The sequence below is a fragment of the Novosphingobium sp. P6W genome (genome assembly GCF_000876675.2).
Lineage (GTDB): Bacteria > Pseudomonadota > Alphaproteobacteria > Sphingomonadales > Sphingomonadaceae > Novosphingobium.
In genome coordinates, this window is record NZ_CP030353.1 from 399,929 (window position 1) to 423,741 (window position 23,813).

Below are 23,813 nucleotides of genomic sequence, written 5' to 3' on the forward strand. Positions count from 1 at the left end.
ATCGTCGGGTGAACAGCGCACCGACATCATCGGTCTACGTCGAGCTGCAGGTGACCACGCACTTCTCGTTCCTGCGCGGGGTGTCCTCGGCCGAAGAGCTGCTCGCGCAGGCCGCGTACCTGGGCATACCTGCCCTGGGCATTGTCGATCGCAACTCCGTTGCGGGTGTCGTGCGCGCGTGGGAGGCGGCAAAGACCACGGGCGTGCGGTTGATCCCCGGCTGCCGGCTCGACCTCGCCTGTGGTACCAGCCTGCTGGTCTATCCGACCGACCGAGCCGCCTGGTCACGTCTCACTCGCCTGCTCACACTGGGGAAGGCTCGCGCGGGTAAGGGCAAATGCGAGCTGCGCTGGGAAGATGTGGCGGACTGGAGCGAAGGCCTGATCGCCATCCTGGTTCCGGATCTGCCGGACGACGCCAATGCTGCTGCCCTGGCGCGGCTCTCTGCGATCTTCGGGACGTGCGGCTACATGGGCCTGGCGCTGCGCCGGCGCCCCAACGACGCGATGCGTATCTTCGAACTCGATGCCCAGGCCCGCGAAGCGGGCGTGCGCTCGGTCGTGCTGGGCGACGTCCTTTATCACAGCAACGATCGCAAGATGCTCCAGGATGTTGTCACCGCCATCCGCCATCGGACCACGATCGACGCGCTGGGTTTCAGACGCGAGCGCTATGCCGACCGGCAGATGAAATCCGGCACCGAAATGGAGCGCCGATTTGCGCGGTACCCTGACGCCTTGGCCGCCACTGCCGATATTGCGGCCGCCTGCGGGTTCGATCTTGGTCAGCTGGAGTACCAGTATCCCCAGGAAGCCAGTCCCGGCGAAACCCCGCAAGCGTTGCTGGAGCGGTTGACCCGCGAAGCGGCCGGCCGGATGTTTCCAGATGGCGTGCCCGACGCCTACGCCAAACAGCTCCGCCATGAGCTGCGCTTGATCGAAGGCCTCAGCTACGCACCGTACTTCCTGACCGTGAACTCGATCGTTGCGGAGGCCCGGCGCCGCAAGATCCTGTGCCAAGGGCGGGGTTCGGCCGCGAACAGCTGCGTGTGCTTCGTCCTGGGCATCACCTCCATCGATCCGATCAAGCACGAACTGCTGTTCGAACGCTTCGTCTCGGGCGAGCGCAAGGAGCCGCCCGACATCGACGTCGACTTCGAGCACGAGCGGCGCGAGGAGATCATCCAGTGGATCTACGAAACTTATGGCCGAACCCGGGCAGCGCTCACCGCAGTGGTGACGCGCTACCGGGCGCGCGGCGCGGTGCGGGAGGTCGGCAAGGCGCTGGGCTTGCCCGAGGACATGACGGCCGGTCTCGCCGGCCTGGTCTGGGGCTGGTCGGTCGACGGCGTCAGCGACGAACAGGCGCGCGAGCTCAACCTTGATACCACCGATCCGCGTCTCGCCTTGACGCTCGACTTGTCGCGCGAACTGATCGGTACCCCGCGCCACCTCTCGCAGCATCCGGGCGGTTTTGTGCTGACCTCCGACCGGCTCGACGAGCTGGTGCCGATCGAACCAGCGGCCATGGCTGACCGCCAGATCATCGAGTGGGACAAGGACGACATTGACGCGCTCAAGTTCATGAAGGTCGATATTCTGGGCCTCGGTATGCTGGGCTGCATGCGTCGTGCCTTCGCGCTGCTCGAAGAGCACCGCGGCATCGCAATGGGAATGGCCTCAGCGTCACTGCAGCACGATGACCCCAAGGTCTACGCGATGATCCAGAAGGCGGATACACTGGGCGTCTTCCAGATCGAAAGCCGGGCGCAGATGTCGATGCTGCCGCGCATCAAGCCCACCAAGTTCTATGATCTGGTGATCGAGGTCGCGATCGTCCGGCCAGGACCGATCCAGGGCGACATGGTCCATCCTTATCTGCGCCGGCGCGAGGGCAAAGAGACCGCCCAGTACCCCCGCCCCGAACTGCGCGCGGTCCTCGAGAAGACGTTGGGTGTGCCGCTGTTCCAGGAGCAGGCCATGAAGGTCGCGATTGTCGGCGCGGGTTTCACGGCAGCGGAAGCCGATCAACTGCGCCGCGCCATGGCGACATTCAAGTTCACCGGCGGCGTCAGCCACTTTTACGACAAGCTGGTCGAAGGCATGGTGGGACGCGGCTATCCGCGCGACTTTGCCGAACGCACCTTCAAACAGATCGAGGGTTTTGGCTCGTACGGGTTTCCGGAGAGCCATGCGGCCAGCTTCGCCAAGATCGCCTATGCCTCCAGCTGGATGAAATGCCATCATCCCGATGTCTTCTGCGCCGCTTTGCTCAACGCGCAGCCCATGGGCTTTTACGCCCCTGCCCAGATCGTGCGCGACGCGCGGGGCCACGGTGTCGAAGTCCTGCCCCCCTGCATCAACCGGAGCCGCTGGGACTGCACGCTGGAGGAGACACGAGGCCGCTATCTGGCCGTCCGCCTTGGGCTGCGTATGGCGCGGGGCCTTTCCAACCTTCATGGCGCGATGATCGTCTCGGCGCGCGGCAGCGATCCCTACGAAAGTCCCGAAGCGCTATGGCTCCGTGCCGGCGTCCCGGCCGCAGCCATCGAGAAGCTCGCGGATGCGGATGCCTTCCACAGCCTGGCCCAGGATCGCCGGCTGGCACTCTGGCGCGCGAAGGGGCTGGGTGAAGCGCCGTTGCCGCTGTTCGCAGCGGCGGATGCTCGGGAAGGCCACTGCAGTCCTGAGAGTGAGGAGCCGCTAGTAGCGCTGGAGCCGCTGAGTAAAGGGCGTGAGGTCGTGGAAGACTATCGCACGATCCAGCTGTCGCTACGCGCGCATCCCCTGCACTTCCTCCGCGAGGATCTGAACCGCCGCGGCATCAAGACTGCGGCGCAGCTCGATCAGGTCAAGGATGGCGGGCATGTCGAGGTCGCAGGGATCATTCTGGTACGCCAGAAGCCGGGCTCAGCCAAAGGGGTGCTGTTCATCACCATCGAGGATGAAACCGGGGTCGCGAATGGCATTCTGTGGCCCGACCGTTTTGAAGCGCAGCGGCGCACAGTACTGTCGGCGGCAATGGTCGGGCTCAAGGGCCGGTTGCAGCGCGAAGGCATCGTCACCCACATCATCATCGACAAGGTGATCGACTATACACCCCTGCTCCGCGGGATCGGCGACAAGGAATTTCCGTTTCGGGCGGGGCCTGGCGACGGTGCGACGCACGGAGGTGGGCCTGACGCGCGCGATCGTACGCAGGAACGCGGCGTGATCGGGGCTTCCGAGATGAGGATCCGGTCCCGGGATTTTCATTGAGGGCTGATCTCCCACAAAGAACCAGCTGTGGCACTTTACCCGCTGGTAAAGTGCCACAGCTGGTTATTCGCACTTGAGCGTCGTTTGGGGATTCACACCGGAGTCCGGGTGTGCTTGATTCCTGATATGTTCCAGCCTGATCTTTTTACGGCCGCCGTAGAGCCGATGCCCGCAGCCCGAGTGTCGAGTGGTCCGCTCACGTTGCCTGGCATGCTCAGGCGCCTGACTGATGTGTGCGAACGCCCCCGCTACAGCTACATGGTGCTCAATCTGATTGCGCAGGCGAGTTCCGCTACCGGGTCCGCTGGTCCATATGTTAGCGAAGGGGGCAAGTTGGTCCCGATCAGAGAATGGTTGTGCGACGCCCTGATGCCGGTCGCTCACCACGATTCCAGACGTGCGGCAGTGATCGAGAGAGTTCGCTCCGACTTGCTCGCGCGCGGTTTGATGCCTGCTGATGCCGATCAAGCTGAAATACTTGTCCGTGAAACAGTTGAGCAGCGTCTCCGCCACTCCGCACTAACGAACGTGAGTCGAGCAGTATCGGAATTAGTCCGTGCAGGCTTGGTGCGGCGTCACTACCAGGGCTACCGCGTCGATCATCAAAATCGAGGTGCTCAGCGCCAAGCGGTGTACACCGTCACGGAAGAAGCCCTTGGAGCTATCGCGTGACCCTCCAGAGAAGGTGCCAGGCTTGCAGCGAAGAACTTTCATCCTCCCCACGGCGCGCTGCTCATAGTGACTGAGATGCGCGGCGGTCCCGCCGCCAAATAGACTTCACCACAACCGGGAATCTCTCTCCCAATTGTAGATCGGCGTCTGATCTGCCCCCCGCTGAGTGGCCCAGAGACTATGATAGTCTGGACCATGAAAGGGGCATTGAATGCCGAGCAAGAAGCACAAGCCGGAAGAGATCATCGGCAAGCTGCGTGAAGTTGAGATTGTGCTAGCGCAGGGAGCCTCGACTGCCGAGGCATGCCGGCGGATCGCGGTCAGCGAGCAGACCTATTATCGGTGGCGCAAGGAGTATGGCGGCCTGAAGACCGATCAGGCGCGGCGGATGAAGGATCTGGAGAAGGAGAACCAGCGGCTGCGCCGGGCGATCTCGGACCTGACGCTGGACAAGCTGATCCTGCAGGAGGCTGCACGGGGAAACTTCTGAGCCCCGCGCGGCGGCGGCGCTGCATCGATCAGGTACGACGGGATCTGCCAGTCCGGGTATCCGAGCGACGGATATGCCGGGTGCTGGGTCAGCATCGATCGACGCAGCGCAAGATGCCGCGCGGGGCGGATGACGAACAGGCACTGACCGAGGACATCATTGCATTGGCGAAGCAATATGGTCGTTACGGCTACCGCCGGGTCACGGCGTTGCTGTGCCATGCAGGGTGGACGGTGAACCATAAACGTGTCGAGCGGATATGGCGGCGTGAAGGACTGAAAGTCCCGCAGCGCCAGCCAAAGCGCGGGCGTCTATGGCTCAATGACGGATCCTGCATCCGCCTGCGGCCGGAATATCCGGGACATGTATGGGCCTACGACTTCGTCGAAGGGCGCACGCATGATGGCCGCAAGTTCCGCATCCTGACCATCATCGATGAGGCCAGCCGGGAGTGCCTGGCGCTCGTCGTGGCGCGTCGGCTCAGGCATGAGGATGTTCTGGCGGCCTTAGCCGACCTGTTCATCTCGCGCGGCCCTCCGGCACATATACGGTCCGATAATGGCAGCGAATTTATCGCGACCGCCGTCCAGCAATGGCTGGGGCAGATCGGCGTGAAGACGCTCTACATCACGCCGGGATCACCATGGGAGAATGGCTATAACGAAAGCTTCAACGGGTCGCTTCGCGACGAACTGCTCAACGGCGAGATCTTCTACAGCCTCGCCGAAGCCAAGGTGCTGATCGAAGCTTGGCGGCGGCATTACAACACCGTCCGCCCGCATAGCAGTCTGGGATACCGACCACCGGCACCGGAAACGGCGACACCGCCATATCCGGCCTCCGGTTCCGCTTCGCTCCACCTCCGACCGGATATGGCGGCGATGGGCTTAATCCACTAACAAACCAAACGGTCCACTCGGTGGGGGCAGATCATTGGCGTCACGCGGGAAAAAGGCGGAGGCGCTCTCCAGCCCGTGCCGCTGCCAGCAGGCAAGCGCCAACGGCAGGTGGACATCGACGTAATGGTCGCGATCGAAGTAGGTGCCACCGCTGCAGGTGACGATCAGTGTTGCATGTGTCATCGGCGAGCATATCGGCCGATCACAGATGATCGTGAACTTACAGGATTGAATTGTGTCTGTTCAGTATTGTGAGTGGTTGGCCGGACCGTTCGTTCGGCACGCGCGGCGCGAACGGCGGCGTCACGCAAGGAGCGGCGTTCTTCGTTGCTCGCACGCTTCCAGCGCTCCGGCATCCGATTTCTAGTCGAATGAATATGCTTGAAGGAGGGTGTCGGCGATCTGCCGCGCAGCCGGGCCGAGTTCCTCATCGGCGAGTTCGCCAGCGGTCCAGAAGGACAGCGCGCCCCGGAAAGCGAGCGCGAGTTGCCCAGGCAGGATGCGAAATGCCTCATCTCGGCGGAGCGAAGGCAGGCCTGTCCCGTCGCCCAGGGCTTGCGCCCATAAGGCGGTGGAATTCGATCTGACTTCACCCGACGCCGCGCTGCCGGTCCCTATCCAGGCCATCACTGCGCGGTTCACGACCGGCTCGTCGAGCATGACCGCCACCGCAATGTCGATAGCGAGCGCTACACGGTAGGCGGCATGCGATGGCTGCGGCATCTCACTGAAGCGCGTCATCATCGCGTCTATGCGGCGCGCTGAGAGCGCGTGCATCATGGCCGGCTTGCTGCCGAACTGATTGAATGGTGTTGCGAAGCTGACCCCCGCTTCCGAAGCAAGATCACGCATCGAGAACTCTGCCTTGCCGTCACGCAGCAGACGCTCTGCCGCGTCGAGCACGCGCTGGCGCACCGGCTCGCCCCGGCGCTTCGTACCTGTTCCCATCTTGTCTTCGCTCATCGCATAACTATATCATGATATAATTAGGTTGTCCTGCAGGAGCGTACGCGTGACAGATAATAGACAGAAAATCTTTCTCATCAGTGGCGTCAGCTCCGGGCTGGGCCGAGCATTTGCTGAAGGTGCTTTGAAGGCCGGTCACCGGGTCATCGGCACGGTGCGGCGCCAGGAAGACGCGAACGCATTCGCTACACTCGCACCGGACCGGGCGAGCCCCCTGCTGCTGGACGTGACTGACTTCGCTTCCATTCCTTCGGTGGTAGCCGCAGCCGAGCATGATGTCGGTCCTGTCGATGTGTTGGTGAACAACGCTGGTTACGGCCATGAAGGCGTGCTTGAGGAATCGTCGATGGACGATCTCAAGCGGCAGTTTGCCGCGAATGTGTTCGGCCCGGTGGCGATGATGCAGGCGGTGTTGCCCGGTATGCGCAAGCGTCGCAGCGGGCATATCGTCAACGTAACCTCGATGGGCGGGTTCATCACCATGCCGGGGATCAGCTTCTATTGCGGCAGCAAGTTTGCGCTGGAGGGAATTTCCGAAGCGCTCGGCAAGGAGGTCGCGGCGTTCGGCATAAAAGTGACGACGCTGGCGCCTGGGCAGTTTCGCACCGATTGGGCTGGCCGCTCGATGGATCGGACGCCGCGCAGCATCGCGGATTATGACTCGGTGATGAATCCCATAAGGGCTGGCCGGCAGGCGAAGAGCGGCAATCAGCCGAATGATCCGGACAAGGCAGCGCAGGCGCTGCTGGCGATCGTTGAGGAGAAGGACCCGCCGGCTCGGTTGTTCCTGGGCGAAGATGCTCTCGGACTGGTCGATCAGAAACTGGACAATATGCGGGCAGAGGTTAGTCGTTGGGAGCCGCTTTCTCGGTCGACCGGCTTCGACGCCTAATTGAGGCTGCAGACGAAATTCCGGTTTGCGGCACGCATCCGTAGGCCAAGGCGCCAGATGAAAGGCGCACCGCTGCCATACCGATTTCGTGAAAGAGGCGACAGATTTTGGAGAAATCTGCCGTCCACATCGCCATCACGGAGAGTCGTAAATTGGTCGCGACCTGCCACTACCGCCCTTCCCCACGATTGAGCAACCTCACGTATGGAAATTGAATCGGGTGGGGATCACGCATCCCGGCATTCCCATTTGATGTAGGCCTTGTTGTCGCAGGCCCATGTTTCGTCGATTTCGACGAGAACGGCGGAGACGAGGCGCAGGAGCGCCTGTTCGTTGGGGAAGACCCTGACCTTTACGGTGCGGCGCTTGAGTTCCTGCTGGACGGCGCGCTCGATCGGGTTTGAGGTTCGCAGTCGCCGGCGGTGGTGCTCAGGCAGGGCGAAGACAGCCAGGCCTTCGGGGATGGCGTTTTCGAGCCACCTGGCGAGCTTGGGCGCGGTTTTGCAATAGCCCGCGACGAGCTCGTCGAGCGCGGCCTGTGCCTTTGCCAGCGAGCCGGCGTTCCAGACGCTGCGCAGTTCTGAGCCGATGCGAGCGCGGATGGCGACGTTGGGGGCGTGATGGATAGCATTGGCGGCGAGGTGGAACTGGCAGCGCTGCCAGGTGGCCGACCCGAGTACCGCCCGGCGAGCGGCGCGCAGGCCTGCATGATCATCCGACACGATGAATTCGACGCCCCGCATGCCGCGGGCGACCAGATCATCGAGGAAGCCGCGCCAGTGGACCTCAGCCTCCGACAGGGCGACGCTGACACCGAGCACCCGGCGGCGCTCGTCAGATCCGATCCCGATCGCAGAGAATACCGCAGCATCGCGCACACAACGCCGCCCTGGCGCATTTTCTCGTACCGCGCGTCGAGGATGAGGTAACGGATCTCGCCCAGTGGCCGGGTCCGCCACGCCTCCAGCTCCTCGTCAAGCAGGGCCGCAGCGCGGCTGACCTGCGAAGAGGACATTCCCTCGATGCCAAATTCGCGCAGCACCGCCTCGGTCTGTCGGGTGGAAACACCCTTCACGTACATCTCCGCCACCGCCAGCATGACCGCGCGCACGGAGCGGCACCCACGCTCCAGCGATTGCGGGTAGAAAGGCTGCCCGTCATGACCGGCGGTCTTGGGGACTGCCACATGCACTGTGCCCGCTGGCGTATCGATCCGCTTGGGCTTGTAGCCGTTCGCATAGCCACGCCGGTCGGGCGTTCGCTCATAGCGCTGCGCGCCCAGAAAGCGTTCACGCTCGATGCGCATCGCCATCTCGAAGGTGCGCGCGAACACGGCCGCAATCCCTTCGGGGCCGTGTTCGATCAACTGTTCCAGAACTGCCTCAATCGCTGTATCGTCGCGTTTGTCCCTTCGTCTGCTCCATGGTTGGGTAGTGACTCCATGGAATGCTGAAGATGGGCAGCCGGTGCCGGGGCATGCCCCGGCACCGGCTTAACGGTCCCGACCCAAATGAATTTCCATACCTCTGGTTACACAACCTTCCCCACGACACACGCCAGTGCCGCCTACCGACCCATTCAAGACATCCAGGCGGGGATCTTCAAGCACCACGACCGGACCGTCAACTTTTCTCATTTAACGCCCTGAGCGCGTCAATCAGCGCGTAACCACGGCGTGGGTGCGGGGGCAAATGTAGGGTAGTCAATCACTTAAGGGAGGCCATTCATCAGCAAATATTGCTATCCCATAAGTGTAGCAGGGCGAGAGAGGTGTTTCAGGAAATTTATCACTTAAATATCATTCACTTAAAGTGTATGCGCGCGGCGATTCATCGGGAGGCGCTGGCTTTGAGTAGACTGATTCATCAAATTACCAGCGGAATTGCCGGTTGGCTCACATTTGAGCAGATGCGAGCCGGGGTTGATAATTTGCGCGAAGCGGAGCTTGCGAAGCCACTCGAAGCGATTGCAAAAGGGCGAGGATATGAAGTTGAGGGGGAATTTCCTCTTCCCCGTCTACCTGGCGCACGGGGCGCACCCAAATGTGTCGATTTCATATTGGTAAACCACCAGCATCACAGTGTTGTTGCCATTGAAATGAAGTATAAAAAAACAGATAAGGTAATGGCAGGCAGCATCAGTTCTGATGCAAAAAAACTTAGCTCAATAACCATAAGTGATATTGAGGATCAGATTCAAAATAGCAAATCAAATGTCATAAAAAAATCGGTGCTTGGCTATGACTTAAGCAAGTCAGTGCTAGTTTTATGGAGGGAGGCCGGCATCGTTGCACAGATTCGTAAAGAAGATAAAATTATAAAGGGTCAATTCCTTAACTTTATGAAGAAATTGCTGCCTCGCGAATTGGACGCAAATCCTGAAAACTACAGCAAGGCGATGCTTGGTGTACTGCCCACACATCCCGTGGGAATAGCTTCGGGGTCAATGCGTGCGGGCTCAACAATAACTCGCAAGAAATTTTGGGTTGCAGCTTTTATTGAACGACCAAATTGGAAAAATATTCTCCTATAGATTTTTCTGATTTTGCAACAATGATAATAAGGGCGCAGTGGCGGATTGACCATGGGCGCGTTGAAGGGTCGATGAGCCGGGCGAAGGTAATTTCTTCGGCCGACCCTTTCCGGCCGTTCACAGCCAAAATTCGGCTCCCCAGGTGCAGACCTTCCGCTTTTTCGGCGGTTCGCCACCAGAAATCTTTCAAATCCGCGCCGCTGAACTTCCGCTCCTGATCGGGGCAACGCCGCCGATCACCGCGACCCGCTTTCCTTCAATTGCGAAATCACTTGCCGTTGGACGACGGGACACGTTCACGATCGGGAGGTCGAGGGCGCATCGGCAGAGGGCGCGGAGTAATCCATGGCGGCAAGATCCGAGAGCAGATCGGTGCCCGTCGGGTTCCATCCAAGCCGCTCGCGGGTCCAGGCATTCGCCCCCATCATGTCGAGCCCGGCGAAAGACGCCATCCAGCCGAAATAATGCTCAACCTCGTCGGCATTGATTGAGCGGACCGGCAAGCCGGTGCCCTTTCCGATCTCCTCGGCGATGGCGCGCGCAGTTACACCTTCTTCCACCGCCGCATTATAGCGCGCACCAGGCTCACCTCTTTCCAGAGCGAGTACATACAGATTAGCCACGTCGCTGACGTGCGCCGCGGCCCAGCGGCTCTGCCCCTCGCCAAGGTATGCCACCGCTCCGGCCCGGCGAGCTTCGGCGATCAGGGGCGTAATCAGCCCGGCCTTGACCATATCATGGACCTGCGGCAGCCGGATCGTGCGCACGTCGATCCGCCGCGCGATCAGGGCCGCACCGGCCAACTCCGTTGCGATGCGGGGATTGGGGTGATGCGGATTGAGCACGTCTTCCGTTGCAGAGCCGCCATTCAATGGCGTGCCGATACCGACGCCCGAGGTGATCAGGATAGGCTTGTGCGTTCCCTCCAGGGCTTCGCCGATCGCGGCGATATTGCGCTCGTCCTTTCTGGTGTTCTCGAAGAAGTTCTCGAAATTATGGTCGAACGCGCAATGGATTACTGCGTCGGCCGCCGCCGCCCCGCTGGCGAGGGTCTCGGGCCGATCCAGATCTCCGAAGTGGACCGCAGCGCCCGCCGCTTCGAGTTGGCGGGCGCCGGCTTCAGAACGGGTGAGGCCGAGCACATCGTGTCCGGCGTTGAGCAGTTCCGGAATGATGTGCGAGCCAATGAACCCCGTGGCTCCGGTCAGAAACACGCGCATGAGAAATCTCCTGTTTGCGGAGACACTGTATCGGCGCAGCCTTGAACCTGTTAAAGTAGTGACCTTATCATGGTATAATGTGCAACAGGATCATTCATGGCCAATGATGCCTCCAACCGACTGGGCACCTATCTTCGGGACCGCCGCGCGCGACTGGACCCCGCAGCCTTTGGGTTCGGTGGCGGTCGCAGGCGTACGCCTGGACTGCGCCGTGAGGAAGTTGCCAGCCGCGCGAACATCAGTCCGACCTGGTACACTTGGCTGGAGCAGGGTCGGGGCGGCGCTCCGTCAGCCGATGTGCTCGATCGGATCGCCAAAGGGCTTATGCTGACCGAGCCCGAGCGCGAACATCTCTACATGCTCGGCCTTGGGCGTCCACCCGAGGCACGTTACCGTCCGGTCGATGGCATCACCCCGCGATTGCAGCGCGTGCTTGACGGAATGCGGCTGAGCCCGGCGATCATCAAGAACGCAATCTGGGATGTAGTGGGCTGGAACCGGGCCGCTGCGGCGCTGCTCACCGACTATTCACAACTACCGTTGGGCGAGCGCAACATCCTGCGGCTGATGTTCACGAATGGCAGAGGGCGCAGTCGCAACGAGGATTGGGAAAGCGTTGCACGGTTCGTGGTTGGCGCGTTTCGGGCTGACATGGCAAGGGCCGGCGCACAGGGCAGCGTGGATGCCGCCAGGCTCGTCGAGGAACTCAGCCGCCTGAGCACGGAATTTGAAAAGCTGTGGCAGGATAATGACGTCGTCGCTCACAGCGAAGGCGTGAAGCATATACGTCATCCTGCAGCAGGGCTCGTGAAGCTGGAATTTTCATCCTTCGCCGTCGAAGGCAGGCCCGAGCTGGGGATGATCGTCTACAATCCCGCAACCCGCGCCGATGAGGAAAAAGTGCGTGCGCTAGTGGATGCGGCAAAGGGGAATGACGACCGACTCACGCCTGTGCATGGGCGCTGAGGCTGATATCCACTCAAGACGCCGGATCGGCCGAATGACGTAGAAACGGACCGGCTCAGCCGTTGGCCGAAAGGCGATCTAGATAGGCGCAGAACATGTCCGCTACCGCATCGGCATACACTTCGCTCCGCTCAGACAGATGGCGCTCCTCCGAAATGCGCTTGCCCGTTTCCGACATGGTCATCTTGATGGTCTCCATCGCGATCTCACGGCGATCCACGGGCAGGTCGGGGAGCACCTCCGCCATGAAGTCGCGCATGACCCCGGTAGCCCTTTCACGGGGATCGTCCGCAAGTTCGGCGTCGCGATAAAAAGGGGCAGCATCCGCAAGGGCGACGCGCATCTCCGCCTCTTCGCGCTCGGACCGGACAAAGGCGTGGACGAGATTGCCCAGGCGTTCGAGCGGCGGCTTCGATCGGTCCTCGAGGATGCCGCAAAGCAGCTCGACGTTCTGGCGCCACTCGTCGGTCTGCAGGCGGAAGAGGATCGACGCCTTGTTCGGAAAATACTGGTAGAGCGAGCCCACACTCACCCCCGCCCGCTCCGCGACTCGTGCCGTAGTAAATCGGTGCGCACCCTGCTCGGCCAGAACGCGAGCGGCAGCTGTCAGAATGTCGTCTACAAGCTGGTTCGAACGCGCCTGGCGCGGCGCTTTGCGCACGGAAATCCCGGGTTTTTCACGACCTGCCACGATCAGCCTCCCGAACGCGAATAACTAATGCGACGAATTAATCGTATTCTCGAGACGGGCGCAAGGTCGCCCTGACAATCACGGAGAAGAACATGACGACCCTGAATTCCGAGCCGGTCGCATCCCTGCTTGACCGCCTCTTCACCGAGGCCGATGCGAGCCGGGTCGACATCCCCGCAGCTTTCGCCGGCATGACCGACGATCAGGCCCACGCCATGCTGGGAAGCCGGACCGAGTATCTCGATCTCTATACGCGGATGAAGGATCTCCCCCTTCCTGTCTCCCGCGAAGCCGGCTCGCTGCTCTACGTGCTCGCGCGCTTCGGAAACGCCCGCTCCATCGTCGAATTCGGCACCTCCTTCGGCATCTCGACGCTGCATCTGGCAGCCGCGATCCGGGACAATGGCGGCGGTCGGGTGATCACCACCGAGTTCGAACCGTCGAAGATCGCGCGGGCCCGAAGGAACATCGAGGCCGGCGGCCTGCTCGACCTTGTCGAGATCCGTGAGGGCGACGCTTTGGTGACGCTCAGCCGCGATCTGCCCGAGAGCATCGATCTCGTCCTGCTCGATGGCGCCAAGGGCCTGTACAACGACATCCTCGACCTCCTGGAGAGCCGCCTGCGTCCCGGGGCCCTCCTCCTCTGCGACAATGCCGATATGTGCCCGGAATATCTGGAACGGGTTCGTGCGATCGGCGGCGGATATCTCTCGATCCCATTCGCTGACGACGTCGAGCTTTCCATGAAGATCGGCTGATCGACCTAAGTGCTCCTAAGCGAGCCATCGACTGAACCGCTCCCGGCAGATGAACGAGCGGCCGCCTTCAGAATCTGTGAAGGCGGCCCGGGACGGCAAAATGGGCACGTAGAAGCCTTTGCCGCCCTCGACCCATTCCGGCCGTTCGGCCCCTGATTCTCCGTTCCCAATTGCCGCCCGTCCGCTATCCTGCGGCAACCGATCATATTCGCCTATTGGCACAACTCAACCAGAAGGTCTGTTCAGCGTCACTGTCGCCATCGTCAGCAACGAAGCGAGAGATTGAATACGTTGCGCGCAAGAGAAGTGTGAAAGATTACATGGTTTCGGTCTGTGGATTGAGCCCAGGAAATGAAGGCTCTACCGTAGGCCCATCCTGTCCATTTTCTTGAGCAGGCCGACCCGCGAAAGGCCGAGTTCGCGCGCGGTATGCGTGTGGTTGTGGCCGGTACGGTCGAGAGCTTCGGTGATGCGGAGCCGCTCGAGAGCGGTCACCTCATCCTGTAGCGTCTGGCCGGATGGTGGCAGCGTTGCGGTATTCGGCACAGGCTCGCGATCCTCTCCCATCGCGAAAGCGAGGTCAGCGATGCCGATCGTCAACCCGCTTGCGCTCCTGGGCGCGAGGGCGGCGGCACACTCGATGACCGAGCGCAGTTCGCGCACGTTTCCAGGCCAGCCGTGACTTTCCAGCCAGTCCAGTGCGCCGGGCACGAAGCTGGCCGGGCCTTCGCTAGCACGGCGCAGGAACAGCCGGGCCAACAGGGCTATGTCGCCCGGTCGGTCTGCCAGCGCCGGGACCCGCAGCACGACGCCCTTCAGGCGGTAGTAAAGGTCCTCGCGGAAACTGCCGTCCCCAACAGCGGCGGCAAGATCGCGGTGGGTCGCGGCAACGATACGCACGTCAGCGCGGCGAACCTCGCGGGCGCCGACCGGCTGGTAGCTGCCATCGGCGAGAAAACGCAGCAGTTTGACCTGCATGGTGGCTGGCATCTCGCCAATCTCGTCGAGGAACAGGGTTCCGTGCGCGGCGGTTTCGACAAGGCCAGGGCGATCGGCATAGGCGCCCGTGAAGCTGCCCTTGAGGTGGCCGAAAAGCTCGCTTTCCAGCAGGTCTGCCGGGACCGCGCCGCAATGCACCGGCACCAGCGCGCGGCCGGCGCGCGGCGATGCGGCGTGGATCGCGCGGGCCACCAGTTCCTTGCCGGTGCCGCTGGGCCCCAACACCATCACCGGCAGGGCCGTGGGCGCGATACGGCGGATCATGTCACGCAGCGAGGTCATCGGCGGGGATTGCCCGACTAGCCCCATGTCCTCTGCCGAATGCTCAAGGGCTTTCGCTGCAGCCAGGTCGCGGGCAAGCCGCGCGCGTTCGAGGGCGCGTTCGACGACGACCCTGAGCATATCGGGATCGACCGGTTTGGCGAGGAAGTCCCACGCGCCGGCCTCAATCGCCTTGAGCGCCAGCGGCTGATCGGCATGCCCCGTCATCACCACTACCGGGGCGGGCGCGAACGCCGGGATGAGGGCAAGCCCGGCCTCGGGATCGTGATGCGGGGGCATCGCCAGGTCCAGCAGGACCACGTCGGCGCCGTGCTGTGCAAAAGCCTGCCGCGCGGCGTCGCCGTCCCCCGCCGTGGTCACCTCATGGCCGAGCGAGCGGAGCCAGCCGGCAGTCAGGCGCTGGAAGGCCGGTTCGTCGTCGGCGAGCAGGATCATGGTGTTCTCCCGAAGGTCAGGCGGAAACAGGTGGACCACCCCGACCGCGAGGCCAACGTTACCGTGCCGCCGTGCGCCTCCATGATCCGCCGGACGATGGCAAGGCCCAGTCCAGTCCCCCCGGGGCGGCGAGACACGAAGGGGCGGAACAGGCATTGCGCAATATCCAGGGCGATGCCCGGCCCGTCGTCGCAGATGTCGATCGTGACGGGAGGGCCCGGTTCGGTGACGATCAGGACGCGGGTGCCCATTGCGCGGGCATTGTCGACAAGGTTGGCCAGCGCGCGATTCAGTGCCATGCGGTCGGCCTGAATCTCAAGGTCGGGTGGGCCCTCAACCTCCACGCCAAACTGGCCGAGCAGGTCGTTGACGCGCAGGGCGCGCGGCGTAACGGTCCAGGCGCGGGCGTAATCGAGAATGTCGGTGACCAGCGCATTCATCCGCGTGACTTGTTCCCCAATTTCGGCGCGGACTTCGGCTGGGGCGCCGGTGGCGGCCATCTGCACGATACCCAGCGGGTTGCGCAAGTCGTGCGCCACCGTGGCCGCCAATGCACCCAATTCGGCGAGGCGCGCCTCGCGCTCGGCATCGACCATGCGCCGGGCCGCCGAAAGGCGGCGTGCGCTTTCAGCGGTGATCGCGGCGAAGCGCTCGGCGGTGTGGCGCGTGCCAGCGGGGGCATCGTCCCATCCCCGCAGCGAGACGGTTTCGCCTTCGAGCAGGAGATCGGGGCTACCGGGCGGCAGACCGAGGTGCCGGTGAAGCAGGGCGTTGGCGGTGGCGGCCAGTTCGGTTTCGTCGGTAGCCTCGGCCATGCGGTCACGCCACTGCGCGATATCCGCTTCGGCGATGCGGCTGCCGGGGAAGACCATCCGGTCCACCAGACGCTTGAGCGGCGTGAGGATCGCCAAGCCCAGCAGCAGCGTGCCCGCCAGCGCGAGCCAGGTCGCCAGGAAACCTGCCGGGCGCCCAGCGAGTGCCAGTGGCAGGGCAGCTATGAACACGCTGGCGGCGCCTGCTCCGGCGAGTAGCAGTATCCAGACGAGTGCACGGCGGGCCCAGATATCTGCGAGCATGAACCGATGGCGCACGATGCCGTAGACCAGCGCCACTGAATAGAGCGGCAGCAGCAGCACCGGCCAGGGGTAGGCGTCGATCCCGAAGGCGGGAAAGGCAAAACCGGAAAGCGCGACAAGGCCGATCAAGCTGGAGACAAATACCGCGCCTGCCTGCTGCCCGTGAAGGCCGTTCTGCCGCTTCCAGACGCCCAGAAGCCGCAGGTGCCCTGCGATCGACAGGGTCCCCGCCACTCCCAGCACGCCCCATCCGACGTCCGAAGGGATGAAGAAACCCGCAAAGCCATGCCAAGGCACGACCGTCCCGACGCCGAAGAGCAGGCCGACCAGCGCGGCGAAAGCGGCAAGGGCATAGCTCGCCACGGCGACGGGCCGCAGCGCACCACAAAGCGCAAAGGCGAAGACCAGATGGATAAAGGCCGCAGCGGGCAAGGGGGAGAAGGCGATCAGTATGGTGGTGAGCCCTTCGGCCCGCTGACCGAAAAGCGCGGGCGCGGCCTGGGCGATGCTCCAGATGCCGACGCCGGCCAGGAATGCGGCGAGCAGCGACGATCCGGGAAGGTTTTGCGCGCGCAGCACCACGAAGCCGGACAGCAGAAAGCTGGCGATCGCGGTCAGCGCAAGCGCGCCGATAAAGGCCGGGATGCCGATTGCTGTATCCATCGTTGATAGTCCTAGCATCGTTTTGCGTAAACGCCGTTAACATCCATTCGTTTCTGAGCGCCAGAAATCCCGGCCTTGCTCGGGTTTACGCAATTGGCATGCCACTTGCGGAAGAGCTCGCGAAGCCGCGCCAACCCGGTGCGACATTCATAAAGGAGCCTGCCATGTTGATCCCGATTGCCGCTTTGCTGCTGACCTACGCGCTCACCGTGCTGGTCGCAACGCTGGCTGTCGTTGCCCTTTGGCGACCGCTGTTGATCCTCCTGTCCGAACTGTGCGGCACCGAACAGCGCTCGCGGTTCTGGAGCGTTTGGACGGTGGTGATGATGCTGACCACGCCGTTGCTGTTCGTCTCGCTCCACCCGGTGGCAACGGACCCGACCGACCTTGTGCAGGGCACGATGACGAGCGCGCTGTTCGGCATTCTTCTGGCGCTCGTCGGCATGGGCTGTGCGGTGTGGAGCCGCACGCCGGGCCGCGCCGGCCATGAGGCGTAAGGAGGCCATGATGCGCGTGCTTGTCGTCGGGGCAGGGGGCTTCATTGGGCGGCACTTGACGGCGCGGCTTGCAGGCGAAGGCCTGCAGGTCGTCGCTGCCGGGCGCGATCCCAATGCTCTGTCGCGCCTCCTGCCCGGCGTGGAGATCGTGCCCTGCAATCTCGCGCACGACGGGTCCGGTGATTGGGCACAGCGGCTCAACGGCTTTGATGCCGTGGTCAACTGCGCCGGTATCATCGGCGCCGGGGCCGATTACGCCGGGGTCCATCAGCGCGGCGCTATCGCCCTGTTCGACGGTGCGCGCGGGGCGGATGTCGGCCGGGTGATCCAGATATCCGCACTCGGCGCTGACGAGACCGGGACGACGCCCTACCATCGCAGCAAGCGCGCTGCCGACGATCACCTTGCCCGCCTCGACGCTGATGGAACGGCCATGGGCTGGGCGATTCTGCGGCCATCGCTGGTGCTGGGACGCGGCGGAGCGAGTTCTGCGTTATTCGCTGCGCTGGCGGCCTTGCCGGTGAGGCCGCGCCTGGGCGGCGGTCACTGGCAGGTGCAGCCGATCCATGTCGACGACCTGGTGGAGATCGTGGTGCACCTGCTCCGGGCACCGAGGGCTTTGTGCGCTCGTCTTGACGTCGTCGGTCCCGCAGCGATGTCCACGGACGAACTGACCGCCGTGATGGGGCGCTGGCTGGGGCTGGAGATGGGGCGGACGCCGGTACTGCCGATCCCGCGCTGGCTTCTGTCGTTCGTTACCCTTGCTGGCATTGGGCCTGCCTCGCCCGAGAGCCTGACTATGCTGGCGGCCGGGAATACCGCACCGCTTGCTCCGCTGGTCGAGGCGACGGGGATCATGCCCCGTCTGCTCGAACAGGTGCTGGCGCTGCATCCCTCGACCTCGGCTGATCTGGCGATGAGCCGGCTGGCGCCGATGATCCCCGTCATGCGATGGCTGCTGGCCTTGGTCTGGCTTGCCGGCGGGCTGGTCTCGCTGGGGCTGGCACCTGCCGGCAGCACCGATGCCATGCTGGAGCGGCTTGGGCTTGCGGGGACAGCGGCGATGGTCGCACTCTGGGCCGGTTCGCTGGCCGACATCGCCGTGGGCCTGGCAATTCTGGCAAGATGGCGCGGCGGCGCCCTTGCGGGGGTGATGCTGATGGGCGGCTACACGACGATCCTCAGCGCGGTCGCCCCCGAGCTCTGGGCGGACCCGTTCGGGCCGCTCGTCAAGAACCTGGCCGTTCTGGGCCTTTCCCTCGCCGTGCATGCATTGGAGATGCGCCGTGGATGAATACCTGTTTCTCAAGCTGATCCATATCCTCAGTTCCACGCTGCTGTTCGGAACGGGGCTGGGCACGGCCTTTCACGGATGGATGGCGAACCGTACCGGATCGCTCGCCGCACGCCGCGTGGTGAACCGCAATGTCGTGCTTGCCGACTGGCTGTTCACCACGCCTGCCGTCATTGTCCAGCCGGTCACGGGCGTATGGCTGGCGCAGATCGCCGGCTTCCCGCTAAGCAGCGGTTGGCTGGTGGCAGCGATGCTGCTCTATGTGCTGGTCGGTGCCTGTTGGGTGCCGGTCGTGTTCATTCAGGTGGAGATGCGCCGGATCGCCGACAGGACGCCGGATGGAGAGGCATTGCCGCCGCGCTATTTCCGCCTGTCACGCTGGTGGTTCGGCCTTGGCTGGCCGGCTTTCACCGGCGTCCTCATCATCTACTGGCTGATGGTTGCCAAACCGGAGATCGCATTTTGAACCCGCCGCTGTTCCGACGCCTCCTGCCAGGCGACATGGATGCGTTGCCGCCGGTGCTTCGCGCCGCGCACGACGCCGATGATAGGCAACACTGGGAAGGGCTGGCGCATGTGACGCTCAGCCGCAATCCCATCGCCCGGCTGCTGTGCCGGATGATGAAATTGCCGGCCCAAGGGCACGGGGTTCCGGTTTCCGTCGTGTTCGAGCGACTGGCGCACGGCGAAAGATGGCGGCGTATTTTTGCCGGTCGCAGTTACCGCAGCGACCTTACCGTCAGGGACGGTTTGATGGTGGAAAGGATGGGCTTGGCCACCAATATCTTCCGGGTGTCGTACGGCGGCGGCCAGATAATGCTCGATCTGGTGGCCTTTCGTTTTCTGGGCCTGTCGCTCCCATCCTGGCTTCGCCCGCGCTGCCGTGCCACGGAACGGGAGCAGGATGGGCGATACGTTTTCGATGTTCCGGTCAGTCTGCCGCTGCTGGGGCCCATCATCCACTACACCGGCAGCATGGAGCGCCGCGATGCCTGAAGCGCAGCCCATCATCCTGTTCGACGGAGAATGTGTGCTTTGTTCGGCCAACGCACAGTTCATTCTGACCCATGACAAAGCCCGCCGTTATCGCCTCGCACCGATGCAGGGCGCAGTCGGCGCGGCATTGTTCCGTAAGCACGGTGTCGATCCCAATGACCCGGATACCATCCTGGTGATCGATGGTGACCGAGTATTACGGGACAGCGATGCAGTGCTGTCGATCTATACAGGCCTTGGATGGCCATGGCGCATTGCCGGGCTGGCACTGCTGATGCCGCGCTGGCTGCGCGATCCAGCGTATCGATGGGTAGCGCGCCATCGGTATAGGATTTTCGGGCGGCGGGAGACTTGCTGGATACCCAACGCAGAACATGCTGATCGGATTATGTGATCGCACGGTTCTCTCCATCCGACTTCGCGGACAAATTGAATGGCTACCGAGCGCAAAAGAACACGTCTCCCGATACGACCCTTGTCCGTCATTCAGCCGCCGATTTTATGCTCCCAGGTGCGGACCGGCAGCTTTCTCATTTTGGATGCCCTAGACGGGCCGATTTCGGAATGTCGGCTTACCGGCGAGTAAGAGGGGATAGCCGCCCCTCCTCTGGCAACAAGCCAGAAATTCTCAATGGGCATATTTTTCAATAATCATAAAACGGCTAGTCACATGGTCCTCAACTCTTCGAGAGAGATCGAGGAAGAAATTACTTATTCCGATTGCCTTCTGAAGGTCGAAGGCAAGCGACTTCCCATGAGCTATTTTATTTCTACTATCTCTGACACCATGAAATTTATCGCGATCATTTGCCGAAATTTCCATACCCAGCAAGTCGGACATTAGATCCGGGATGTCAGCGGAGCGCCACCGCTTGCGCTGCTTCACCGCTTGCTTGAACCCGAAGAGCATGAACCGGTGGGATGGCCACATGAACGCCTCTTTCGATACGGCAGAACTATACTTCCGATATCGATCTGCACGCGAAGATTTGAAGAGTTTCTGCAGAAACTTGAGGCCAGCTGGCGCTGGCTTTGCGTCCGCCGCCCTCAATTGGCTCGCAATAATTGGCACGTATTCTTCGAAACCTCCATGGAAGGCAATAATCTCGTCAATTACGCTAAAAAAATAGGTCTCGAAATAGGAGAAAATGGACAAAACCAATGTAGCGCCTAAAACTTTTTGATGTTCAGGAAGAGCTCGACGTTCAGTTGCGTAGGGCTCATTTGACGGTCTAAACGCAGGATTGGTTGCCAAAAACGTCGATGAATTTTGAACGTGACCTTGAAGCGCGTGATTGAGTTGCGGCGCGGCCGTCGTCACGAGAACCGCAAAATCGAGCATCTTTTGAGAATGGGATCTCCAGACGAGATAGGCCTGAGTATGCTTCATTACGAAAATATCCCCTCCAGCGAGTTTTCCGATAGATTATTGTCGTGTGGGAATGTCGGATTGTGTCGAAGGCGGCTGCGGCGACGATCACGATCAGGAATTCGCGCTTATGAATCTACGGCCTAAGTCTTTAAGTATTTAAAAGGACGGCGGCCAAAGTAACCGCCAACGCGGGAAGCCCGAACCAGATTGCCTTCTTGAGAGAAGCATATTTTCCGTCGCAGACTTTGGATACGTCGAAGCAATGTTTCAAACGCGCTTCCGTAATTTCTGCCGGATCGTGTGCAGCCACTTCGCTGACATAGCTTGCGGCGTCGTCCTTCGCGGCGACCGATCCAAAGAAAACAATCCCCTCACCCGATTTCGAAGCCAGCCTTGGCGCGACAACGCGGAAAGAAAAGAATGCCGAAACCACGAGAAGAAGAACAGAGGCGATAAGCAAAGCGTAGGGCCATGACAACTCAGGTGCCAAAAGCGCGTCTTTGGTTTTATCAGCTCCGATCAGGTACACCAGAACGCCGGAGGCGATTGTGAACGTCCACGCGGCTTTTGTATCGGCCAGCGATATGTAATTTCTGACGTACTCTTCTTGAAAACCCGCGAAATCCGCGTGGTGGTCTTCTAGAGGGGATACGGAAGATGGCACGATTTCCCCGCGGCCTGTTTCCGGTACAGCCAGCGATGGTGCGCTTCGGACCTCTTCCACGATCAGCGTGGGCGTATGTTCGGCGCTGGCAGATTGGTTTTGGTCGGTCATGCTGTCGGAACGTTCCATCGTCCGTGATAAAGCCAGACGGCGTAAGGCACGTCGTTGTCGGTGTAGAACCAGCCCGTCTCTGCCGTCTTGAAAGTAACATACTCAGATTGCCAGAGGGCGGGCAAACCCTCGTATACTTTTGTCCCGATCAAAATTGTATTCGGATCAGCGAAAGCCAGCATCTTGCTCGCAATATTTGCCGTCGTCCCTATAGCAACTATGCCGTTGAAATCGCGGGCGACACCCACTTGCGCGATGGTGATCGGGCCATGATCGAGGCAAATTCTGAAATCGAGCGGGATAAGCCCCGCATTCTGGATAAGCGGATTTACAATGGTCGTTGCCGCGCTGAACATCGTGAGGGCGGCGGCGACGGCGGTCTGCTGTGAGGTAACGCCGCTTGCCGCGTTGCGGGTAAAATAGGCCATTAGGCCATCGCCCGTGTTCTTCTCCACAGTGCCGCCATAGTCGAGAACAATGCGGATCATCTCGCTGAAAAACAACGACAGGACGCGGAGATTGTTCTCCTGCTCCATATCTGTCCAAGACGGGCGGCTCGAAAATTTGCTGATGTCTAAGAACATCACTGTGGCATCAATGCGGCGGCCTGCGTGAAGCGGAAGGTCGCCACTGGATGGAACAACCCGCCCTGCCGCAACCTGACTGCGCTCGCGGATTTTGTCCACCGCCGCTAGATTCCGCGCCACCTGTTTCATAAGGTACGCCCGTGTGAGTTTGTTCGGATCGGACACAGCTATTCTACCTTGTAGACCTGATAGCTTTCTATGCCGACGTCGTTGCCGTCGAATTCCACTTCTTCACAACGCTCCAGCCATTGCACATGCACCAGCTCGTAGAGACCGCGTCCGATCCGCAATTCGTTCGCGGCGGCGGTTTGTTCGATCTTAACGGCGCGGTTGAGCGCATCGCTTGCCACTTCCGGCGCCTCAAAGCCCGTTGCGGGCACGGTGATTTTCCGCAGACGCGCCGCGCCACAATCGGCTCCCACCCGTATGCTAAGTGAGGGTAATCCAGCCGCCTCCAAGGCGGGGTTTACGGACCCCCGCAGGACCGCAAGGAATGTAAGCCCAAGATCGACGGTATTGTCACATTGGGTCGTGTAGCCCTCGCTGTCGATGGTGGCGATGAAGCCGTCGCCTGTCGTCTTCAGAATCGCGCCGTGAAAATGACCGACGGAGGTGGCAAGCTCCCTCAAAAAAATGTCGTATGCGCGCTCGAAGGCTTCGGGGTCGCGGCGACGCAGGCCGCTGCTTCCGCAAATATCCACTGATAGAAAGGTAAGAAAGCGCGTGCCTTCTGCGAATGAGAGTTGCGATTGCGGGCGCGCCTTTTCTGTCGGTGCGACGTAACTTTCACCGCGAAGCTCGGCGGCGATCGCACCCAGTCTTACAGAAGCATATTCGCGGGCGGATTCGATGGACGGTGGATTGTAAATCACGGGCAAGCCGCCGAACTTCGCGACAGCCATTTCCTTAACGGCTTCTTCTGGAATTATCGTGCGAAGGAATTTGTCGAGGTAGTGACGTTCACCGTTCACTTCTACAATCGAATAACGCCTCTTGCTGGGGTGAACGCAAACGGTAACGATCTGGTTTGTTTCATCTGATCGAATTGGCTCGATCTCGAAATCGAACCGCGCGCGCACCTTGCCTGCCTCGTCTTTGTCCCGCCAATCGTTATCGCGATCTGTCGCCATGTGTCATGCATACCGCCTCAACACGAAATCCCAAACCTGATTCACCAGTGCTTGAGGGTATCCCAAGACAGCTGTCCGGAGCGTGCCATTCCGCTTCCGGCCCCGGCCATAATTTTAGTGTCCGATTTCGAGCGCGGGAAAATCTGAGTTGAATGGCAACAATGGGCGCGTAGCAGCCCCTTCCGCCGTCGACCCTTTACGGCCGTTCAGCGAGCAATTTTACGCTCGCACTTTCGGAGCGGCAGCTTTCATCGTTGTCGCTCCCTGCTACGGTGACTGGCAGACCACTCACGTCCGCGATCGTTGAGCCTTCATCCACGTCCGCGCGATTTCACCTCTCGGTGCCCGCCAAACCGGCAGCAGG

The 23,813-nt window shown here is 61.6% G+C and carries 22 protein-coding genes and 1 pseudogene; 12 read left to right on the top strand and 11 right to left on the bottom strand.

The window, feature by feature from the left end:
• Positions 1 to 8 precede the first annotated feature (8 nt).
• From TQ38_RS18185 to TQ38_RS18195, 3 genes are all read left to right on the top strand, one after another.
• Positions 9 to 3,257 (top strand): error-prone DNA polymerase, encoded by a 3,249-nt coding sequence (locus tag TQ38_RS18185; protein WP_240198133.1) that lies wholly within the window; start codon positions 9 to 11, stop codon positions 3,255 to 3,257.
• 126 nt (positions 3,258 to 3,383) lie between these two features.
• Positions 3,384 to 3,929, top strand: coding sequence for a hypothetical protein (locus TQ38_RS18190; RefSeq protein WP_082057981.1), 546 nt, complete (start codon positions 3,384 to 3,386; stop codon positions 3,927 to 3,929).
• A 211-nt stretch (positions 3,930 to 4,140) separates the two neighbouring features.
• Positions 4,141 to 5,318, top strand: a protein-coding gene (locus TQ38_RS18195; RefSeq protein WP_113941902.1) for an IS3 family transposase whose coding sequence is annotated in 2 segments (ribosomal slippage) — positions 4,141 to 4,405 and positions 4,405 to 5,318 — 1,179 coding nt in all. Because the reading frame shifts where the segments join, the coding sequence is not laid out codon by codon here.
• A gap of 363 nt (positions 5,319 to 5,681) precedes the next feature.
• On the opposite strand, the gene TQ38_RS18205 is transcribed toward TQ38_RS18195, so the two are convergent.
• On the bottom strand, positions 5,682 to 6,281 hold the full coding sequence (locus TQ38_RS18205; RefSeq protein WP_043981105.1) for a TetR/AcrR family transcriptional regulator: 600 nt from the start codon (positions 6,279 to 6,281) through the stop codon (positions 5,682 to 5,684).
• Positions 6,282 to 6,330: 49 nt separating this feature from the next.
• Between TQ38_RS18205 and TQ38_RS18210 the strand changes: the two genes are divergently transcribed.
• Complete coding sequence (locus TQ38_RS18210) at positions 6,331 to 7,176, top strand: oxidoreductase (RefSeq protein ID WP_043981107.1); 846 nt, start codon at positions 6,331 to 6,333, stop codon at positions 7,174 to 7,176.
• A gap of 227 nt (positions 7,177 to 7,403) precedes the next feature.
• Here TQ38_RS18210 and TQ38_RS30630 read toward each other — a convergent pair whose 3' ends face one another.
• Together TQ38_RS30630 and TQ38_RS31470 are read right to left on the bottom strand one after the other, a co-directional pair.
• Positions 7,404 to 8,054 carry a transposase gene (locus TQ38_RS30630; RefSeq protein ID WP_205316165.1) on the bottom strand — a complete coding sequence of 217 codons (651 nt, stop codon included), beginning with the start codon at positions 8,052 to 8,054 and terminating at the stop codon, positions 7,404 to 7,406.
• Positions 8,055 to 8,107: 53 nt separating this feature from the next.
• A pseudogene (locus TQ38_RS31470) lies at positions 8,108 to 8,488 on the bottom strand (transposase); the annotation flags it as partial.
• A gap of 458 nt (positions 8,489 to 8,946) precedes the next feature.
• Between TQ38_RS31470 and TQ38_RS30035 the strand changes: the two are divergent.
• Positions 8,947 to 9,708: a hypothetical protein gene (locus TQ38_RS30035; RefSeq protein WP_162792286.1), complete on the top strand. Its 762-nt coding sequence runs from the start codon at positions 8,947 to 8,949 to the stop codon at positions 9,706 to 9,708.
• Between the two features lie 296 nt (positions 9,709 to 10,004).
• On the opposite strand, the gene TQ38_RS18220 is transcribed toward TQ38_RS30035, so the two are convergent.
• Positions 10,005 to 10,928 carry an SDR family oxidoreductase gene (locus TQ38_RS18220; RefSeq protein WP_043981109.1) on the bottom strand — a complete coding sequence of 308 codons (924 nt, stop codon included), beginning with the start codon at positions 10,926 to 10,928 and terminating at the stop codon, positions 10,005 to 10,007.
• A 96-nt stretch (positions 10,929 to 11,024) separates the two neighbouring features.
• Between TQ38_RS18220 and TQ38_RS18225 the strand changes: the two genes are divergently transcribed.
• A complete protein-coding gene (locus tag TQ38_RS18225) occupies positions 11,025 to 11,894 on the top strand; it encodes a helix-turn-helix transcriptional regulator (protein ID WP_043981111.1) in 870 nt (289 codons plus the stop codon).
• Between the two features lie 55 nt (positions 11,895 to 11,949).
• Here the strand turns inward: TQ38_RS18225 and TQ38_RS18230 are convergent, their stop codons facing one another.
• Positions 11,950 to 12,585 carry a TetR family transcriptional regulator gene (locus TQ38_RS18230; protein ID WP_043981113.1) on the bottom strand — a complete coding sequence of 212 codons (636 nt, stop codon included), beginning with the start codon at positions 12,583 to 12,585 and terminating at the stop codon, positions 11,950 to 11,952.
• A gap of 92 nt (positions 12,586 to 12,677) precedes the next feature.
• Here TQ38_RS18230 and TQ38_RS18235 point away from each other — a divergent pair, with 92 nt between their 5' ends.
• Positions 12,678 to 13,343, top strand: coding sequence for an O-methyltransferase (locus TQ38_RS18235; RefSeq protein ID WP_043981114.1), 666 nt, complete (start codon positions 12,678 to 12,680; stop codon positions 13,341 to 13,343).
• 360 nt (positions 13,344 to 13,703) lie between these two features.
• Here the strand turns inward: TQ38_RS18235 and TQ38_RS18240 are convergent, their stop codons facing one another.
• Complete coding sequence (locus tag TQ38_RS18240) at positions 13,704 to 15,059, bottom strand: sigma-54 dependent transcriptional regulator (protein WP_043981115.1); 1,356 nt, start codon at positions 15,057 to 15,059, stop codon at positions 13,704 to 13,706.
• Positions 15,056 to 16,798 (bottom strand): sensor histidine kinase, encoded by a 1,743-nt coding sequence (locus TQ38_RS18245; protein WP_043981116.1) that lies wholly within the window; start codon positions 16,796 to 16,798, stop codon positions 15,056 to 15,058. The genes TQ38_RS18240 and TQ38_RS18245 overlap by 4 nt, the downstream gene beginning before the upstream one ends.
• Positions 16,799 to 16,962: 164 nt before the next feature.
• Here TQ38_RS18245 and TQ38_RS18250 point away from each other — a divergent pair, with 164 nt between their 5' ends.
• The 5 genes from TQ38_RS18250 to TQ38_RS18270 are packed head-to-tail and all read left to right on the top strand — an operon-like array spanning position 16,963 to position 19,979.
• Positions 16,963 to 17,295 carry a hypothetical protein gene (locus TQ38_RS18250; protein ID WP_043981197.1) on the top strand — a complete coding sequence of 111 codons (333 nt, stop codon included), beginning with the start codon at positions 16,963 to 16,965 and terminating at the stop codon, positions 17,293 to 17,295.
• 7 nt (positions 17,296 to 17,302) lie between these two features.
• Complete coding sequence (locus tag TQ38_RS18255) at positions 17,303 to 18,589, top strand: SDR family oxidoreductase (RefSeq protein WP_240198135.1); 1,287 nt, start codon at positions 17,303 to 17,305, stop codon at positions 18,587 to 18,589.
• Positions 18,582 to 19,055: a DUF2269 domain-containing protein gene (locus TQ38_RS18260; protein ID WP_043981118.1), complete on the top strand. Its 474-nt coding sequence runs from the start codon at positions 18,582 to 18,584 to the stop codon at positions 19,053 to 19,055. Before TQ38_RS18255 ends, TQ38_RS18260 begins: the two co-directional genes overlap by 8 nt.
• Positions 19,052 to 19,585 (top strand): DUF4166 domain-containing protein, encoded by a 534-nt coding sequence (locus TQ38_RS18265; protein ID WP_043981120.1) that lies wholly within the window; start codon positions 19,052 to 19,054, stop codon positions 19,583 to 19,585. The genes TQ38_RS18260 and TQ38_RS18265 overlap by 4 nt, the downstream gene beginning before the upstream one ends.
• Entirely contained in the window at positions 19,578 to 19,979 is a 402-nt protein-coding gene (locus TQ38_RS18270; protein WP_043981122.1) for a thiol-disulfide oxidoreductase DCC family protein, read from the top strand. The genes TQ38_RS18265 and TQ38_RS18270 overlap by 8 nt, the downstream gene beginning before the upstream one ends.
• Before the next feature lie 234 nt (positions 19,980 to 20,213).
• Here the strand turns inward: TQ38_RS18270 and TQ38_RS18275 are convergent, their stop codons facing one another.
• The 4 genes from TQ38_RS18275 to TQ38_RS18290 all read right to left on the bottom strand — a co-directional run bounded on the left by TQ38_RS18275 (position 20,214) and on the right by TQ38_RS18290 (position 23,449).
• Entirely contained in the window at positions 20,214 to 20,975 is a 762-nt protein-coding gene (locus TQ38_RS18275; RefSeq protein ID WP_162792287.1) for a HEPN domain-containing protein, read from the bottom strand.
• A 130-nt stretch (positions 20,976 to 21,105) separates the two neighbouring features.
• Entirely contained in the window at positions 21,106 to 21,732 is a 627-nt protein-coding gene (locus TQ38_RS18280; protein ID WP_043981126.1) for a Pycsar system effector family protein, read from the bottom strand.
• The gene (locus TQ38_RS18285) at positions 21,729 to 22,448 is read right to left on the bottom strand and encodes an adenylate/guanylate cyclase domain-containing protein (protein ID WP_043981128.1); all 720 of its coding nucleotides are present in this window, start codon (positions 22,446 to 22,448) and stop codon (positions 21,729 to 21,731) included. The genes TQ38_RS18280 and TQ38_RS18285 overlap by 4 nt, the downstream gene beginning before the upstream one ends.
• 38 nt (positions 22,449 to 22,486) lie before the next feature.
• Positions 22,487 to 23,449 carry a hypothetical protein gene (locus TQ38_RS18290; RefSeq protein ID WP_043981130.1) on the bottom strand — a complete coding sequence of 321 codons (963 nt, stop codon included), beginning with the start codon at positions 23,447 to 23,449 and terminating at the stop codon, positions 22,487 to 22,489.
• Positions 23,450 to 23,813: the final 364 nt, after the last annotated feature.

Excerpts from the sequence above, each read along its gene's own strand:
- TQ38_RS18190 (WP_082057981.1), top strand. The coding sequence starts at position 3,384 with ATGTTCCAGCCTGATCTTTTTACGGCCGCCGTAGAGCCGATGCCCGCA.
- TQ38_RS18205 (WP_043981105.1), bottom strand. The coding sequence starts at position 6,281 with ATGAGCGAAGACAAGATGGGAACAGGTACGAAGCGCCGGGGCGAGCCG.
- TQ38_RS18220 (WP_043981109.1), bottom strand. The coding sequence starts at position 10,928 with ATGCGCGTGTTTCTGACCGGAGCCACGGGGTTCATTGGCTCGCACATC.
- TQ38_RS18225 (WP_043981111.1), top strand. The coding sequence starts at position 11,025 with ATGGCCAATGATGCCTCCAACCGACTGGGCACCTATCTTCGGGACCGC.
- TQ38_RS18235 (WP_043981114.1), top strand. The coding sequence starts at position 12,678 with ATGACGACCCTGAATTCCGAGCCGGTCGCATCCCTGCTTGACCGCCTC.
- TQ38_RS18240 (WP_043981115.1), bottom strand. The coding sequence starts at position 15,059 with ATGATCCTGCTCGCCGACGACGAACCGGCCTTCCAGCGCCTGACTGCC.
- TQ38_RS18245 (WP_043981116.1), bottom strand. The coding sequence starts at position 16,798 with ATGGATACAGCAATCGGCATCCCGGCCTTTATCGGCGCGCTTGCGCTG.
- TQ38_RS18250 (WP_043981197.1), top strand. The coding sequence starts at position 16,963 with ATGTTGATCCCGATTGCCGCTTTGCTGCTGACCTACGCGCTCACCGTG.
- TQ38_RS18255 (WP_240198135.1), top strand. The coding sequence starts at position 17,303 with ATGATGCGCGTGCTTGTCGTCGGGGCAGGGGGCTTCATTGGGCGGCAC.
- TQ38_RS18270 (WP_043981122.1), top strand. The coding sequence starts at position 19,578 with ATGCCTGAAGCGCAGCCCATCATCCTGTTCGACGGAGAATGTGTGCTT.
- TQ38_RS18275 (WP_162792287.1), bottom strand. The coding sequence starts at position 20,975 with ATGAAGCATACTCAGGCCTATCTCGTCTGGAGATCCCATTCTCAAAAG.
- TQ38_RS18280 (WP_043981126.1), bottom strand. The coding sequence starts at position 21,732 with ATGACCGACCAAAACCAATCTGCCAGCGCCGAACATACGCCCACGCTG.
- TQ38_RS18285 (WP_043981128.1), bottom strand. The coding sequence starts at position 22,448 with ATGAAACAGGTGGCGCGGAATCTAGCGGCGGTGGACAAAATCCGCGAG.
- TQ38_RS18290 (WP_043981130.1), bottom strand. The coding sequence starts at position 23,449 with ATGGCGACAGATCGCGATAACGATTGGCGGGACAAAGACGAGGCAGGC.